Here is a 17,475-nt window from a genome sequence, read left to right as displayed (position 1 = left end):
TTATTTAAGTGATGAAGAACTAATTAAAGCAAATCAGTTCCATTTATTATAATCCCACATTTATACCTACAGTATATACACGTGGCACCGGGTACACAAATTCATCTATACCAACATACAGCGGATCATTATTACGGTTGCTTCCCAATTCAGGATCAAATCCAGGATACTTTGTAATAGTGAATGCATTCTGAACAGATGCATACACCCGCAAACTGCGCAGCTTTGCGAACGTTTTTGGAAACCGGTATGCCAACTGAATATTCTTCACCCTTAAATAAGATCCATCTTCTACATAATAATCAGAAGACCGCATATTATTGTTCCGGTCGTTCGTAGTTAAACGCGGTACATCGTTGCTTGTGCCCGGGCCTGTCCAGCGGTTATCCCATACATTTTTGGAGTAGTTGAAAAAGTTGGCTCCTTCCAGGCGGAATTTGGAAGCCATGAAAATATCATTTCCATAGGTACCCTGTACCTGCACCCTCAGCTCCCAGTTATTGTAAGAAAAGTTGGTATTAAAGCCGTAAATAAATTTAGGCCATGGATTACCGATGATAGTCTGGTCTTTCGCATTAATGGTGTCATTTTTGTCCAGGTCAATAAACCTGAAATCCCCGGGAGCAGTACCACTACCCTGAAAAGCATGCGCTTTTATCTCATCTTCTGTCTGGAATATACCATCTGTTTGCCAACCATAGAAAGAAGCAATCGGACTTCCTACCTGTGTTACGTTAGCAAGACCTACAAAGCTCAACTGTGTATAAATAGAAGAACCGGTATTACTTAACGCTGTCACCCTATTCTTATTGAAGGAGATATTTCCGGATATATCATAGTTAAAGCCGGTAGCCTTTCTACTCTGATAGCCTAACATAATTTCTATACCCTTATTAAGTACAGATCCACCGTTTACATACGGCGCCTGTTCTATACCAGAATACTGAACAATGGGAACCTGTAATAATATATCACTGGTTTTCTTATTATACCAATCGAATGAAGCCGTAAACCTTTCATTAAAGCCGGTGAAATCAAAGCCCAGATTGGTTTCCTGGGTAGACTCCCATTTCAGATCAGGGTTGCCTTTTCCGGTGGGAGCCTGTCCTCTTAATACCGCATCTCCAAAATTGTAATTGATATTGGGGGTAACCAGGTCAGCAAACGCATAATTCGGTAATGAATTCTGGTTTCCTAAAGAACCCCAACCACCGCGAATCATTAAATTGTTGACCCAGCTCACGCTTTTCAGAAAATTCTCCTCAGATACTTTCCATCCTAAAGAGAACGAAGGGAAATAGCCGAATTTGTTATTTGCACCAAACCTGGAAGATCCATCTGCGCGGAAGTTGACAGTAGAAAAATACTTACCGCCATAGTTATAGTTAACACGGCCCAGATAAGACAGGATTCCCCATTCACCGGCTCCACCGCCAACCCTGAAACCCTGGATAGCCAGGTCCAGGTAACGCAGACCGGGGTTATCTGTTGCTGCCGGCGGGATTCCCTGACCAACTGCGGAAACATTTTTCGTATATGCTTCCTGGTTAGTAATACCTGCTAGCAGATCAAAACTATGTTTGCCGATTGCTTTTTGATAGGTTAATGTATTTGCCCAGCTGTAATCCCTGAATGTGGTATTATTTTCAGTTAAAGTAGCGATATCATTACGACTGCTGGCAGAAATGAAATATACAGGAGAGAACTGTTTGTTTTCCATCGTACCCATGTTGAAGTTAAACTGGCTACGGAAAGTAAATCCTTCAAAAGGAACTATTTCTGCATATACATTTCCGTTAAATACGGGGCGTCTTGTTTTATTGTTATTAAAACTGAGGCTGGCCCTGGGATTGCTGGAGTTTAATGAAGTAGGAGAAAAGCCCCAGCTTCCATCAGGGTTTTTAACAGGTACTTCAGGATTAGCGGTTAATACGCTGCCCAATATTGTACCTACTCCAAATTCTGATACCTGGTTATAAGTAGCCATGCTACCGGAAAAATTCTGTCCAACTTTAATAGCAGGGGTAATTGTATGGGAAGAGTTAATCCGTAGATTCAACCGGTCAAAACTTGATCCTATTACAATACCATCCTGTTTGATATAACCGGTAGAAAAATAAAACCGGCTGTTTTCATTACCGCCGCTGGCAGATACAGAAACATCTGTCATCGGTGCTATCTGAAAAATTTCTTTTTGCCAGTCTGTACCTTCTCCTAATGCATCCGGATTAGGATACAGTGGAGCTGCACCGGCATTCGTCAATCCTTCATTATATAAGGTAGCATACTGCCGTGCATTTGTTACGGGGTAATATCGTTGGATCTGTTGATACCCCTGTGAGAAATTAACATCCAGTTGAGACTTTCCTGCTCTTCCCTGTTTGGTGGTGATCAAAATTACCCCGTTGGCGCCTTGCGCACCATAGATGGCGGCAGCACTCGCACTTTTTAAAACCTGGATACTTTCAATCTGATCAGGCGCCAGATCCAGGGTATTCCCATTAGGATTACCATCAATCACATATAAAGGTTCAGAGTTGTTAACGGTACCTGTACCCCTTACCCGGATTAATAAGCCAGAACCAGGCGCGCCGGAGTTTTGCTGGATCTGTACACCTGCAACCTTGCCCTGTAATGCCTGCCCTACCTGCGTAACAGGCAGATCCTGCAATTCTTTACCGGTTACAGAGCCTATTGCACCTGTTACATCACTACGTTTTTGCGTACCGTATCCTACCACCACTACCTGGTCCAGGGAGGCGCTTTTTGTTTTCAATGTAACAGTAATTGTTTGCTGGTTACCAACATTAACAATTTCAGTTTCATAACCAATATAACTGAGGGTTAAAGTAGTACGGTCCTTCGGAACGATGATAGAAAACTTGCCACCTGCATCCGTCTGGGTTCCGGTTTGCGTCCCTGTAACGCTTACGGTGGCTCCTGAAAGTGGTTGGTTATCTTCCAATTTAACCGTCCCGTTAACACTCCTTTGTGCATAGGTAATGCAACAAGTCAGAATTAGCATCAGCACTAATCCACACTTTTTGTAAATAGAATTAGGACACATAATTACAGATTTTTTTTGTTGAAAATTTAAATCCATCAATTTAGAAAATTAACGATGTAAGAAATGGTATATAGCAGTTAAATGGCCCTTTCGGGCGGAGGTATTTTACGAGGAATTTATACGTAAATCAGTTTAAAGGTTCATGATCCCATTACTTCAAACACCGCTAATTCATAAGAAATTAACGACTTCTTCATAACGCGCTTTCATTTGATGCTTTCTTTGCCAGATGTGGAATTCACCCTTATCGGGTTCAATGATTACTATTAGAATTCTGGTGATAAATTATTGACAGTACAATACGTTGCCGCTATTTTAAATGTTATCGGTATTCAAAAGTTAATAAGGGAATAAACAGGAAAACGATACCGGTTTTTCAAACATTATTTTTCAGTGCAATTAAAAAGTTCTTCAACTTATACTTGTTCACTTAAAAATGAGTGCCCGTTTTTTGTTTTTAAATTTCAGGGAAGGTGATATCTTCAAATGTTTTGTAATTATCAACATTTGTTGCAGGTGCAAAAAAGCAAATAACTTTCATTTCAACATCACCCGTATTTTTCAACATATGTATTTTACCCTGCTCGAAAAGTATAGCAGAACCACTCCTCACATCGCCCACTTCCTGCTCAATCATTACTTTTCCTGATCCATTGATGATATAGATCAACTCTTCGCTGTTTGGATGCGAATGCGCGGGCCGGACACACTCTCCGGGTAACACGCGTATAACGCAAACGGATAATTGTTTTGCAGGAAGTGAATCCTCATTAGCAATCCAGCGCATAAATCTGCCGGGATGTTCCACCTCCGGAACATCCATTTCATGTATGATTCTCATATTATACCAGCTTCGGGGAGTTTATCTTTAATGTTTTCAAAATCGTTTCACTCAGTTGTGCTTCCGCCAATCCATAGTGAGCAGCCAATTCATGGTAAGTACCGGAATGAATATAGTGTAGCCCATCGCGACCGGTTGTGTTGATGGGTATGAGCTTTTGTGTATTGATATTTGCTTCCTGTGCAAACAGTACTTTTCTGAAATTGGTCCAGATGAAACCGTTATTCTGTTCAACGATGAACACGGGTTTTCCGGATCGATACAACGCAACTATCGCTTTTTCATCCACCGATGGCATATCTACCACATTCACCAAAACCCCGGCTGCTTCCAACTTATGGGCCGCATCGAGTGCTTCATATACGCCACGGCCAGACGTAACGATGGTGGCTTGTGCCCCCTCCGAATGCTTAACGTTATAGGCTTTACCAAATTCAAAAGCAACATCCCCATCATAAATAACTTTTGATGCCGCTCTTAAAACACGCAGGTAAATAATGCCTTTGTTTCCCTCCATGATCCATTTCATCACCCCCAGTAATTGCTGTGGACAGGAAACATTGATGATCCTGACATGCGCCACTTCATTAAATAATAAAGCATCGTCATTGCCCATATGTGTGGCACCATTTGATTGTGTCTCCAGATCAGCCGCGGTAGCAACCAGGCATAAGTCAATGCCATGTCCTTCCGAGAGCCAGCCCTTTTTGTCTGCCATCACTTCCAGGCGTTCCTGGTGACCTACCGCAATTCTCCTGAGTACTTTCCAGTCATAGAACGGGCAAAAAGTACTGATCCATGCATTAGCACCTAAAATAGAGAATGCCTCTCCAATCAACATCATATTCGATTCGGCCACCCCTACATTCAGTGCGCGGTGTTTATCCACAAAGCCAACGCCGGATTGCAGACCGCTCGTAGAGGCTAAATCAGCATCTATGGAAACAATCCTTTCATCCTGTGCAAAGACCTTCATAGCCGCTTCAATAACCTTATGGGCAGCATAAGGTTTGCCCATCTCCAGTTTGGGTAATGAAGCCGGTAAATAATCAATCTTTTTATTTCGGGCAGGCGCTTTTTGTGTTTTCACCCGCGGGGCCACACTGGTTACTTTTGCAACACGGCCCTTCTCCATTTCAAGGATGAAACCCATCGTACCAGCGTGTCTTTGTATTTTGCTGACTACATCTGCATATTCTTCATTCGCCGCCAATTCATTAAAAAATTGGCCGAATGACATTTCTTCTTTAGCACGCCGGTCCTTTTGCAGTTTACATTCCTGGTCCAGCAGCTCATTGGAAATGGTTGATTTATGATTATTCATATAATCAGAAAATCCGCCATGGCCTTTTGTGGATTTACAGATGATCACAGTGGGCCTTCCATCTCTTTCACCATATTTGAAGGTTGACAGGGCGCCATAAACCGTATGATACCTGGTGGCATCCACTTCCAGTACGCGCCAGCCAAAACTGGCAAAGCTCTGGCTGAGATTATTGTGCGGAAAATGCAGGGTGTTCACCATATCCAGTTGCCCACCATTACTATCCACCATCACGCATAAATTTTCCAGGCGCTTATAGCCGGCATACATCACAGATTCCCAGATAGGACCTTCCTGTAATTCACCATCGCCGGTTACAGCATACACATCGAACTCCGGAGAGCGTTGACCGGCAATAGCAAACCCTTGTGCCACACCCATCCCCTGTCCCATAGGACCTGTAGCTACATGCACACCAGGTAACAGCGGACCAGGATGTCCGTTCAGGATGCTTGATATGGAACGTGAATTATCCAGCACAGATCTCTCAAAATATCCAAGATCAGCGTAGATAGAAGCTAATGTTGCTACAGCATGCCCCTTACTTAAAACGAACAAATCCTGATCAGTAGCAGTTGGTTGTTCCACATTAATATTGATGATGCCACCATAAAAAAGGCTCACCATAGGAATGGTGGAAGAGGAGGCTCCTCCTATATGAATTGAATTATCAATTGCATAACGGCACTGATGAAGATTCAACAACCTGATATCAGCATCTTTGATCTGTAGCAATTGAGTAATGCCTCTATTTATCAAGGACTTTTTATCTTCTAAATACAACACCTTTATCTATCTTTAAAAAAGTTTGAAATTTCATCTCCCTTGCAATACGCATTATTTGTAAGGCCCTTATAAAATAGACCACCCACCATCTACAAAATAAGCAGCACCTGTTACAAATGACGCTTCATCAGAAGCCAGGAAATACATCACATTGGCTACTTCTTCCGCAGTTCCCATGCGGTTTAAAACGCTTTTTGCACCTAAGAACCGTTCTGTTTCAGCAGGGTCCGGAGAATCATTGATAGAACCTCTTAACAACGGCGTATCTATTGCACCAGGCACCACACTATTCACCCTGATATTATCTTTCGCCAGGTCATATGCCATGCTGCGTGTAAGCGTGTCAATAGCACCTTTGGAAGAAGAATAAGCAGCACGTTCCCCTACCGTTCTGTGGCCAAGTATAGAACCTGTATTGACGATAGCGCCGGCGCCATGTTCTATCATCATCGGCACAAAAGCGTTCGCCATGTAATAGATCCCTTTAAGATTGATATCGTATAATCGATCCCAATCCTCTTCTGTACATTGAAGAATACTACCGCGAACTTCCAGTCCTGCATTATTAATAAGCACGTCAGCCCTGCCGAAACGCTCCCTGGTTACCTGGGCTGCGCGTTGCACCTGTGCCTTATCCGATATATCACAATTGCAGAAAACAGCATCCTGTCCCAGACTTTTGATCAATAGTTCCGCCTTCTTACCTTTTTCTTCATCAATATCTATCAGCACAATGTTGTATCCGTTTTTGGCGAACTTAATACCGGCAGCTAACCCTAATCCTGAGGCCCCGCCACTTACGATCATTACTTTATTACGCATTGTATCTCCGTTTTATGTTAATAAATCCCCTATCATTAATTTAAACCATTCGGCTTGGTAGCCACTTTTATTGCCCCGTCTTTTCTTTTTTCATAAACATCCAGTGCTTTATCAAAATCTTTTAAAGCAAACCGGTGGGTCATTAAAGGCGTCAGATCAATCCGGTTATTCACCAGTAATCCTATTGCTTCCTTCGCTGTATTTGGATTTGCCCTGTTGCCAATAATCTCTATCTCATCCAGCACAATCCGTTTAAGCGGAAGGGAAGGATCTGAATGAGGAATACCGATAACAGATACCACACCTCCCTTTGAAGCAGCCAGACAAGCTTGTGCGATTGAGTCAGCCGTTCCTGCGCATTCCAGTACGGCAGGAGCGCCCAGGCCATTGGTAAGCGATTTTACTTCTTCCACTACCTGACCAGCTTTATAATCAATAGGAATAGCTCCCAATGCCGCCGCTTTCTTCAGCCGGTCGCCGCTGCCTACTGCCAGTATTCTGCCCGCTCCAAGCGCCTTTGCCACTAATATCGCCATCAAACCCTGGGGACCTGTTCCCATGATAAGAATATCATCTCCCGGCTGCATACGGGAACGCTTCACGGTATACAGCGCAATGCTCAATGGATCTACACAGGCTGCGTACTCCAATGACATCGTGTCTGGTACCTTAAAAATACTTTTGACAGATGTACACATATACTGCGCATAGGCGCCGGGTGTATAATGTCCGTATTGTCTGTGTCCGCGTTCTTCATGTCCATAGTTTAAACAGTTATTATACCGCCCTTTCAGACACATGTCGCAGTAACCACATCCGCAATGCGAAATACCACAAACACGGTCCCCTTCCTTCCATCCCAGCAATGCCGCCTTCTTTCCTGTTTGCACTACAGTGCCGGACCATTCATGTCCGGGAATAAACTCAAACGCCTTTGGCCAAAAGCCCGGGAAATCACCTGCAATGATATGAGGATCTGTACCACAGATATAGGTTGTATCCACTTTACAGATAACTTCATCGGATTCCGGTACAGGCACAGGTACGGTTTGAATAACAAAATCACGTACCCCTTTTAATACAAGTGCATCCATTTCTTTAGGTAAACTCATAACTTTATTGCTGTTTATTTTCTGGAATAATTGCTACACATCTGAAAGGAGAACCGGAACCACCTTTAATTTTAAGCGGCAGACCTAAAAACCAAAACTCATGCCCCGGTATCATATCCACCTGCGCTAAGTTTTCCATGTTAAGGATTTCCCGCTCTCTGCATACAATATGGGCAGGCTGTTCTTTTACCACGGCTACTTCATGATAACTATCTATACTGGGCGCATCCGCACCAATACTAATAGCACCCAAATCATTGAGATATTCAATAGCACTTCTGTCTACGCCCGGGTAATCGCGGATATAGTCAAATGGTTTATCCCATTTTTTATACCACCCGGTATAGTATAATACTACGGATTGTGGTTTTATCGTCACCCCCGTCAAAGCAATGGCTTCCTCAATGTCTGATTTTGTAATGTAGCTATTGGGCGCTTTATGAGAGAAATCAAACCACACAGCAGGCGCAATAAACCATTCCATCGGCAGTTCATTAATAGCACGGGCGTCCGGATCGTTTACGATATGATTGATCGCATCTACATGTGTGCCGGAATGATCGCACATGGTAAAACCAACCACCTTGTAGGAATAAGGCGGTTTGGTTAGTCCCATCTTTTGTGTTTCATCATGAGACAGATGTTCCCATATAAGCGTGCGCTGATGACCGATAAAAGTTGGGTCCTCTTTACTAATCGTATGACTAAGGTCTGTAACAATACAATCGATACCTAAGAAATTTAACTTTGTCTGCAACTTAAAAGGTGGGCAATAAGCTTTAGTCGATGTAACCATCAATATCAAATTATGGATAAAAAATTATTTTCGAGATATATAAATACGGCTAAATTCTAATTGAAATATTTCATTAAAATTTACGGGACCATTCTTTCGGCCACCTTTCTATCACTACTTTTGTTTGCGTAAAAAACTCAATAGCATGACGTCCTTGTCCGTGGAGATCACCAAAGAAGCTTTCTTTCCACCCGCTAAAAGGGAATTGTGCCATGGGCGCTGCCACGCCTATATTGATACCAATATTTCCTGCATTAGCCAGGCTTCTGAATTTCCTGGCATTGGCGCCACTGTTTGTAAATAAACAAGCCATATTACCATAACGGCCATTGTTTATAAAGTGCAATGCTTCATCCACCGTTTTTAATGCCAGCAGGCTCATTACCGGACCAAATATTTCAGTGCCGATAAGTGCGCCATTTATAGGCAACGCTTCCAGGATGGTGGGCGCAATAAAATTTCCTTTTTCAAAACCAGGGATGTTCGTATTTCTACCATCAAGTAAAACCCTGGCTCCTTCACTGACACCTTTTTCAATCAGGCTTTCTACCCTTAAACGGCTTTCGCGGCTGATAACCGGACCCATTTCCACACTTTCATCCAGGCCGGAACCGGTTGTCCTGGCCTTAGCAGATTCATAGAGTGCTTCTTTTATTTTTCCATCATCTCCTACAGTGATGATATTGGAAGCTGCCAGGCATCGCTGACCTGCACATCCGTATACACTGTCTGTTATTATTTTTACAGACATTTCAATATCGGCATCAGGTAATATCACTACAGGATTTTTTGCGCCACCCTGCGCCTGTACTCTTTTCCCGCTTGCGGCACCCCGGGAATAAACATATTTGGCAATGTTCGAAGAGCCCACAAAACTAATGGCCTTCACTTCAGAATGATCTAAAAGCGTATCCACTGTTTCCTTTCCGCCATGTACTAAATTGACGACTCCTTTTGGTAAGTCAATCTGATCCAAAAGCTGAAAAACTTTCATCATCGTTAAAGGCACTTTTTCAGAAGGCTTCATGACAAAAGTATTTCCGCAGGCAATGGCATAGGGCAAAAACCAGAAAGGAATCATGCCCGGAAAATTGAAAGGAGATATACAAGCGCAGACCCCTAGCGGCTGACGGATCATAAACTCATCCACACCGCTGGCAATGTTTTCAGAGAACTCGCTCTGAATTAACATGGGCGTACCGCAGGCTACTTCTACATTTTCAATGGCCCGTTGTAGTTCTCCACGCGACTCCACCAACGTTTTACCACATTCTATGGTAATGGTTCTTGCGATATCCTCTGCATGTTCTTCCAGTAGTTGTTTTAGTTTATATAAGGGCTGTACCCTTTTCATAACCGGCACCTGGCTCCATGATATATATGCCTTCGCCGCCGCTTCTACAGCAAGAGCTACATCGGTTGCCGTATTTTTACCGGATGGAACTTTTCCAACTATTTCCTGGGTGGCCGGATTTATAATATCCGTGGTACCAGTTTCTTTACTTTTTACCCAACTGCCATCAATATAATTATTTACTGTTTCCATCATGGATCGTTCGTATTTTTTCTATTATGAAATCTTCCTGCTCCATATGCTGATCCGCATATAGCAAGTAGGCTTACCCTATCTTTTCCCTTTCCTGAATCTGTAGCCTAATTTCTTTAAATAGTCCGCAGAAACCCTGGCTGCATCATATTCAGACCGTACCGGCTTTATTTTTTTATCGGAGTCCAGCTCAAACATGATCATACCGGCCATCTTGTTTCTTCTTGTTTCCAGCATTTTCATGGTTGTTTTTAAATCCACCTTCCCTTCTCCCAAAGGGCAGTAACCGAGATAGCCATTGTCGCCCCCGATATAGTCTTTCAGGTGAACGTGTTCTATCAGTGGCATGAAATCTTTAAGCACTTTTATCACATCTACGCCACCTTTTTCCAACTGGCCTACATCGGGACCAAACTTCATATAATTGGTATCGAGATGCTCCATGATAAAATACACTTCCTCTTCTGTTTCAATAGGAGTGCCTGTATGTGGATGCAGTGCACATACCAGTCCCTGATCAGTCACTACTTTCGCATATTCGTTCATCGATTCCACCAGGTTCTTTTTATGATCTTTATAATCATATCCCTTTCTGCTACCGGTAGCACAGTATTCGATCACCTTCCCTCCATTTTGCTTCAGGAGCTGACACCACTTGGTCAGTTTCCTGATTTCCTCTTTTCTTTTTGAAGGATCTAATACATCTCCGTTACAAAACGCGGAAATAATCGGTACACCGTATTTATCAACGAGCTTTTTGAAACCACCACGCTTCTCTTCCCATTCTTCAATCACTTCCCCAAACGTTTCAAAAGCATGATAACCCAGTCTGGATATATCTTTCAGGGCAGGCTCCAATGCATCTGCGCCATAACCCCAAAGAATAAACGTAGCGCCAATGTCTGATCTTCTTGCCGCCGCTTCCATGGCAAAAGATGGAACTACCAAAGCAGAAGCACACCCGGCTCCTGTGAGCTTAATAAATTCCCTGCGACTGAAATTCTTCATATTCATACGAGTAGTTAATTGTTATTTCAAAAAAGTGATAATGCTTGCCCCACCGATAAGCAGTAGCACACCAATGATTTTCATAAAAGAGATGGGCTCAATTGGAGAACCCAACAGGCCAAAATGGGAGAACAACAATCCTGTTATTATCTGACCCGTAACCATCAATACAAAGGCTGGTCCTGCGCCTATCTGTGGAATAATCCATGCAATACCAAATACCAGGGCGGCTCCCATTCCACCGGCTGTCAATAACCATAGTGGCACTTCTTTTATACGTGTAAATGCACTTGCATCCCATGCAGTAGCGCCAATAATCAGCGCAGTGATGCCACCAATAGTCCAGAAAAGCGCATTACCCATTTTGGAGTTTTTGATAATGACGCCCACCTGCGCATTCATCGTTAAATGCAGGGTTAATACAAACCCGATAAAAAGCATTAAAAAGAAGAGAGAAATTTTCATAACCAAACATCAATTTAGTAGTCCGTTAATAAACTTTTATACCGTTCAGAAAATATAATAATGACTCAGTCTATTGCGCTTTCATTTCTTTTTATAAGGATGAAATGGATAAAATGATACCGCCTTTCCATCACATTTTTATTTATCCTTTTCTTACTTTTTTGTCTGTTTATTCCAGAAAATAAAAGTGCCCCTGTTTGTGGAAGAAATAATGTCTATTAACCCATCATTATTCAGATCAGCAGCATGTAAGTCTGAACCAGCACCAGAACGGTTATGTATCAGTTCGGGAATAAATTCCGCACCGCCGGGGGCAGCAGGATTCCGTACTGTCCGGTACCAATACAATAAAGGGGGTCCAAAAGGATCAGGGTCCAGGTAAGTATCTAAATGTGAGAAGTATCGTTTACCAACAATAAAATCGGTAATTCCATCTCCATCCACATCGGCAAGCGTTGATCCATGCAATTCTGAAAAAGTTACATCTCCTGCATTCTTTGTTGAATAATCATCCATGATCATGTGCCTTATAAAAGATATTTTTCCTTGCGCATCTCTTTTCTGCTCATACCAGGCTAATCCAAAACCGTGTGCATTCAAACTGGTTACCACATCATTCAGTTTGTCGCCGTTAACATCATAAACAGCCATCACACTACCGCCAATCCCACCTACACGATGACCGTATCTGCCAAAGGGCGCCGGATGATAGGTCCAGCCTGCATCACTCAGGTGTTCGGGCTGTTCCCACCATCCATTAGGGTTTAAGATGTCTATACGCCCGTCGCCATTAATATCGCCTGCTCCAATACCATGTGCCATAAAATAGCCGGATTCCGATACGGTGTAAGTATTCCAGGGTTTTGTCGGGTCCGCAGGATTAAACTTTGCATATTTAAGTACGCCGGTCCCGGCGGAGTTGGTCCCGTAAACCAGCTCTGGTTTATTATCTCCATCAATATCAGTAAACAGGGTTACTTCAGAATTGATGTTACCGGGAATTACATCGTATACATCCCAGCGCCGGGATTCACCTTTGGGATTCATGTAAAGCCTGCCAAACGGCGGACCGATGAATACGTCCGTCCAACCATCGCCATTGAAATCAAAAGCATACTGGCAATTCACTTCCGTAAAATCTTTAGTGGGGCTTAAAGCAATACCCGGATAAATTTCGCGGTATTTCGTATAGTCGGGTCCGTAGTAAATATAAGGGCCCGCTACAATATCCTGTATCCCATCGTTGTTAAAGTCGGCAGATGCAGCACTCCAGGAATAATACATATCGCTGATCTGTTGCACCCTGAAACGGGCGGATGTTTGCTCTTCCGGCAGATACCTGACTGCAAGATCTTTATACTTAAAATCTTTGAAACGCACTTCACCACTACCTTTTACATAAAGTCCGACAGGACCGAATGTTACATCATCTGCTCCTCCACCCGGACCGCTCCCATCATTAATATAGCCTCTGAGTAGATTCATATCGAAAATGAATTCGAGCTGATTCCATTCACCCGGAACAAAAGCTGTCTGAGGACGAACATTGGGTAACGCAGGCTGGTTACCTCTTGCGGCGGGATACCCACCGGTTCTTACCGGATTAGCAGGATCAAGCGGTGGCGCTATACGGATCATACCACCCGCCGGGCGCAATTTTTCGCGGCTCAATACTTTCCCCTGTGCATTGATGGTTACGCTATATGCAGCAGATGAATCACGGCTTATTGATACTAATACCGCTTTCATGCCATCCCCATTTTTTTCTGCACGGAACAAAATACCCGCTTCGCAGTCACCCGTAATTTTGATGAAGGTGTTGATACCAATGTCCTGGAAAGACTGATCAAACATCAGCAAACCTTCGGATGTTTTTTGTTTTGCCGTACCGGTCAGTTCACCATTTTTAACATGCCAGTCAGCATTGCCCAGCTGTTTCCAACCGGTCAGCGCAGATCCTTTAAACGTGTAATCAGGAATAAAACTGAGCCCCTTTCCATTCATATCACCGTTTGCCGATTGCCCCGAAGCAAGAAGGGAAGCACCAAGTAATAGCGTACAAAATATAAATATCTTCATTCGTTAAACATTTATGATCGCTAAAAGAAAATGTATGATTCGCTGATGATCACTATTTCATATTATCAAATTGATCTGGTCTTGATGCTACCAATTGAAGTCCTTTAGCCGAAGATTTTACACCGTCTGCCGGCACCTCAATTCCCGCAGCCCATACAATAGCATTGAGCAGAAAGCGTCTGTAATTATCTTGCAGCAACGCAGCATGATAATCCATTCCGCCATAAATAAGTGCACGCGAAAGACCATCCTCGAAAGCCCAGGTAATACACCTGCTGGCTACCGGACCCATATTTGTTTTAGGCGCTTCGCCCATGAGCAGATCCGTACGGCGCTGATCCTGCGGAATAACCATGAACCTGGAAAATATTTCGTCCTTGTATGTCCAGGCACCCACACCGCGCATCACCGGGTGTTTTTGCGCTTGCTTGATGGGTGTGACTGTCCACATGCCCAAGGGATTCTGGGAATAGCCAGGTATATACCCGCCGCCAAACCAGTTCCAGTAAAGATTGGCAGCTTTCTGATTTTCTGCGGCAACTGCCCAGTGCAATACAATGATTCCCATACCTGCTTTATGCAGACTATCTACCTGGTCGAGATAATTTACCACCTCCTTCTCATACGTTTTTGTATTACCTGCGCTGGGAGGAAACAAAGGATGCGTGCGGTCGGCGCTGCTGTATTCGGCACTGCTTTCAATAACAATCGCAGCTGCATCTTTCATATCATTGATATCAAGCGCAGTTCTGTTATAAATAAACCGGGTAACGATCTTCACGCCTTTGATATTGGTGACGCTATCCAGGCAACGTTGCAGCACAAGCAAATCTTTTTCCGTTTCATGTCTTGATGGCCATGCATGATCCTTTTTACCAGCCATGAAATAGATCACTTTTGTTGTTTGTGCAGATACAGGATGAATGCTGCTGCATACAATCAGCAACAGCATGGATATTACACACCGATACGGTATTTGACCGATGCAGTGGTTGTCTGCTTTATTGGTAGCCATCATTGTTTGTATCAGATCTTTCATACAGGAAATCATTATTTTGTTTTAGGAAGCGCGTAGACCATATATCCTCTCGGTACTTCTTTATCTGATTTCGATTTATCAAGCACCGCACCGGTAGCGCAAATCACCAGGTACTGACGGCCACCAATTTCGTACATGGCCGGTATTCCTTCGGGCACCCTGGGTAATTTAGTGGACCATAACATGTCGCCATTATCTTCGTCGTAAGCGTAAATTCTGCCATCGAGGCAAGTAGCAAATAATAATCCCGTAGCCGTAACCACCATTCCTTTCCCTTGCTGACCGCTTGGAATACCTGTTTCTTTAGTAGCGCCTAATGAATCAACATTTCCCAGTGGCCTTTTCCATTTAATTTTGCCTGTGTTCAGGTCATAGGCCACTATTGTTGACCAGGGTGGACCCAGCAGGTTTGCATGTCCTAATCCGTAAGCAGTAGTTGAACCATCCACATAACGCACTTCAGGAGGAGTAACACCGGCAGGATAGGTACGTTTTGCTCCGTGGCCAGGACCACCGGACTTTGGCTGAAGTGCCGCAGGCAAAGGCACACCACCCGATGCTACTACGGGGCCTTCCGGCATGGTTGTTCCAACAGCTGGCTGATTAAATCCCGGTCCTCTTCCACCTTTTACGTTTGAAAGATATTTGTAGATATCTGTTATGGCCTGATCACCTATATGAAGAAAGGAAGGCATCTGTGCGCGGCCTACAGTAACCACTGTTTTGAAATCATCAAAACCGAGTCTGTTATTGATATTAACCAGTGATGGCCCCAATCCACCGGCTTTGTTTGCCCCATGACACGCCTGGCAGTTTTGCACATACATAGCATGCACACGAACCGTATCTTCAGCAGACATCGGTATTTTAAGTTCGGGTGGTTCCTCTTTTTTTAGTTTATAAACGGAGGGCTTATCCATATTGGCAACATACACGATCCCTTTGGCAGGATTAGCAGCGGTGTTACCATAAATAGCACCACCGTTGGCACCAGGCATCGTGATGGTTTCATATTTATCAGAAAGGGGATAAAAAAGGCCACTCTTTGCTGCTGCTATTCTTTTTTTCCATTCTTCTCTTTCCTTATCAGGGAAATAAGGATTCACATCTGCTACCGTAATAGATTGACGGCTGAAAGGCGGTAGCACCGTTGGAAAAGGTTGGGTGGGCCAGGATTTTTCTCCGGGAACTTCACTTACCGGAACGGGTCGTTCTTCAATTGGCCAGAGCGGTTCTCCGCTAACGCGATCAAAGGCAAACAAAAATCCTTGTTTGGTAGCCAGTGCTACCGCATCTGTTTTTTTACCATTATGCGTTACCGTTACTAATTGTGGTGCCGCTGCCAGATCAAAATCCCACAAGTCATGATGTACTGTTTGAAAATGCCATAATCTTTTACCGGTACGGGCATCAAGTGCTACGAGGGAGTTGCCGAATAAACCGCTGCCTTCCCTGTCGCCACCCCAGTAATCATAAGTAGGTGATCCAAGTGGAAAGTAAGCAATACCGCGTTGTTCATCCACGGTTATTTCACCCCAGGTGTTTACGCCGCCAACGTATTTATAGGCATCTTTAGGCCAGGTTTCATAACCATACTCCCCTGGATGGGGGATGGTATGGAATATCCAGGCCAATTTACCTGTCAGCACATTATATGCCCGGAGATGCCCCGGAGCAGAAAACCAGGCTTCCCCCGGTGAAGAGCCTAGCAGGATCAGGTCTTCAAAAATCTGACCCGGAGAGGTGGAATTGACACGGCTGATAGTGGCAGGATCTTGCCCCAGTCCCTCTTTCAGGTTGACCAGGCCCTTATCTCCAAATGTCAATATTGATTTCCCGGTATTTGCATCAATAGCCTGTAAGGTATTATTGACGCAAAATAACAGCCGGCGATCTTTTCTATCTTTACTTTCCCAATAATTAATGCCCCGCTTGGAAGCAGGATTCAGATTTGCATGGATCCATATTTCTTTTCCTGTAGTTACATCCAGTGCTACCAGCGAATTATTTTTTGCAAGCACATACATCACACTATCAACTATAATCGGGTTGAATCTATACGATGAAACATTATCATTTGTCGGATAAACCCAGTCCACTTGTAGTTGATGAACATTACTTTTTGAAATTTGCTGCAGATCAACAAATTTCGACTGATCTGCACCGCCCCCGTATTGTGTCCAGGTTTTGTGAGCAATACTTCCACTGCTGCCTTGCGCTGTATCTGAAGCTGCGCTGTCACCTTTACCGGCATTATTGCATCCGGTAAAGATCAAAAGCATGGTGGCTATACCTGCAGCTGACCTGAATTTATAAATATTTTTCTTGGTCATTATTTGCAATTGATTAAAATATTTGTGTGTCAATATTTGTGTACATGGAATCTACTGGTATCAACTTTTCACTTTCCGGAAGTGCATTAATTTAATAAGTTATAATATAACAGGGCATTAAGTAACTGCATGCTGATGTCCCCCTCATCCTATTGATCATTCTTTTTTGTAAAGAATGATCAAGGAATGCAGTCATCATCAAAATATATAGTTTCAGGAATACTTTTTACGTCTTTATTAAAGATTTAAGGGAATAG

At 43.5% G+C, this 17,475-nt stretch carries 12 protein-coding genes; all 12 read right to left on the bottom strand.

The window, feature by feature from the left end; all coding sequences use genetic code 11:
• Nucleotides 1-46 precede the first annotated feature (46 nt).
• The 12 genes from ABQ275_RS00120 to ABQ275_RS00065 all read right to left on the bottom strand — a co-directional run bounded on the left by ABQ275_RS00120 (nucleotide 47) and on the right by ABQ275_RS00065 (nucleotide 17,218).
• Complete coding sequence (locus ABQ275_RS00120; protein ID WP_349316226.1) at nucleotides 47-3,025, bottom strand: TonB-dependent receptor; 2,979 nt, start codon at nucleotides 3,023-3,025, stop codon at nucleotides 47-49.
• 499 nt (nucleotides 3,026-3,524) lie between these two features.
• Complete coding sequence (locus ABQ275_RS00115; protein ID WP_349316225.1) at nucleotides 3,525-3,908, bottom strand: cupin domain-containing protein; 384 nt, start codon at nucleotides 3,906-3,908, stop codon at nucleotides 3,525-3,527.
• A 1-nt stretch (nucleotide 3,909) separates the two neighbouring features.
• Nucleotides 3,910-5,967 (bottom strand): transketolase C-terminal domain-containing protein, encoded by a 2,058-nt coding sequence (locus ABQ275_RS00110; RefSeq protein WP_349316224.1) that lies wholly within the window; start codon nucleotides 5,965-5,967, stop codon nucleotides 3,910-3,912.
• A gap of 117 nt (nucleotides 5,968-6,084) precedes the next feature.
• Entirely contained in the window at nucleotides 6,085-6,840 is a 756-nt protein-coding gene (locus ABQ275_RS00105; RefSeq protein WP_349316223.1) for an SDR family oxidoreductase, read from the bottom strand.
• 35 nt (nucleotides 6,841-6,875) lie between these two features.
• Nucleotides 6,876-7,952 (bottom strand): alcohol dehydrogenase catalytic domain-containing protein, encoded by a 1,077-nt coding sequence (locus tag ABQ275_RS00100; RefSeq protein WP_349316222.1) that lies wholly within the window; start codon nucleotides 7,950-7,952, stop codon nucleotides 6,876-6,878.
• Between the two features lie 4 nt (nucleotides 7,953-7,956).
• Nucleotides 7,957-8,709, bottom strand: a complete 753-nt coding sequence (locus tag ABQ275_RS00095; RefSeq protein ID WP_349316221.1) for a cyclase family protein — start codon at nucleotides 8,707-8,709, stop codon at nucleotides 7,957-7,959.
• Between the two features lie 112 nt (nucleotides 8,710-8,821).
• Nucleotides 8,822-10,297, bottom strand: coding sequence for a CoA-acylating methylmalonate-semialdehyde dehydrogenase (locus ABQ275_RS00090; RefSeq protein ID WP_349316220.1), 1,476 nt, complete (start codon nucleotides 10,295-10,297; stop codon nucleotides 8,822-8,824).
• A gap of 75 nt (nucleotides 10,298-10,372) precedes the next feature.
• Nucleotides 10,373-11,302 (bottom strand): sugar phosphate isomerase/epimerase, encoded by a 930-nt coding sequence (locus ABQ275_RS00085; protein WP_349316219.1) that lies wholly within the window; start codon nucleotides 11,300-11,302, stop codon nucleotides 10,373-10,375.
• 21 nt (nucleotides 11,303-11,323) lie between these two features.
• Complete coding sequence (locus ABQ275_RS00080; RefSeq protein WP_349316218.1) at nucleotides 11,324-11,767, bottom strand: DMT family transporter; 444 nt, start codon at nucleotides 11,765-11,767, stop codon at nucleotides 11,324-11,326.
• Between the two features lie 153 nt (nucleotides 11,768-11,920).
• A complete protein-coding gene (locus ABQ275_RS00075) occupies nucleotides 11,921-13,846 on the bottom strand; it encodes an FG-GAP-like repeat-containing protein (protein WP_349316217.1) in 1,926 nt (641 codons plus the stop codon).
• Nucleotides 13,847-13,898: 52 nt separating this feature from the next.
• Nucleotides 13,899-14,885 carry a ThuA domain-containing protein gene (locus ABQ275_RS00070; protein ID WP_349316216.1) on the bottom strand — a complete coding sequence of 329 codons (987 nt, stop codon included), beginning with the start codon at nucleotides 14,883-14,885 and terminating at the stop codon, nucleotides 13,899-13,901.
• Between the two features lie 11 nt (nucleotides 14,886-14,896).
• Nucleotides 14,897-17,218 carry a PQQ-binding-like beta-propeller repeat protein gene (locus tag ABQ275_RS00065; RefSeq protein WP_349316215.1) on the bottom strand — a complete coding sequence of 774 codons (2,322 nt, stop codon included), beginning with the start codon at nucleotides 17,216-17,218 and terminating at the stop codon, nucleotides 14,897-14,899.
• Between the last annotated feature and the right edge of the window lie 257 nt (nucleotides 17,219-17,475).

This window comes from Chitinophaga sp. MM2321 (assembly GCF_964033635.1).
Lineage (GTDB): Bacteria > Bacteroidota > Bacteroidia > Chitinophagales > Chitinophagaceae > Chitinophaga.
The sequence above is the reverse complement of the archived record's forward strand: the minus strand, read 5'-3'. Positions and strand labels throughout refer to the sequence as shown.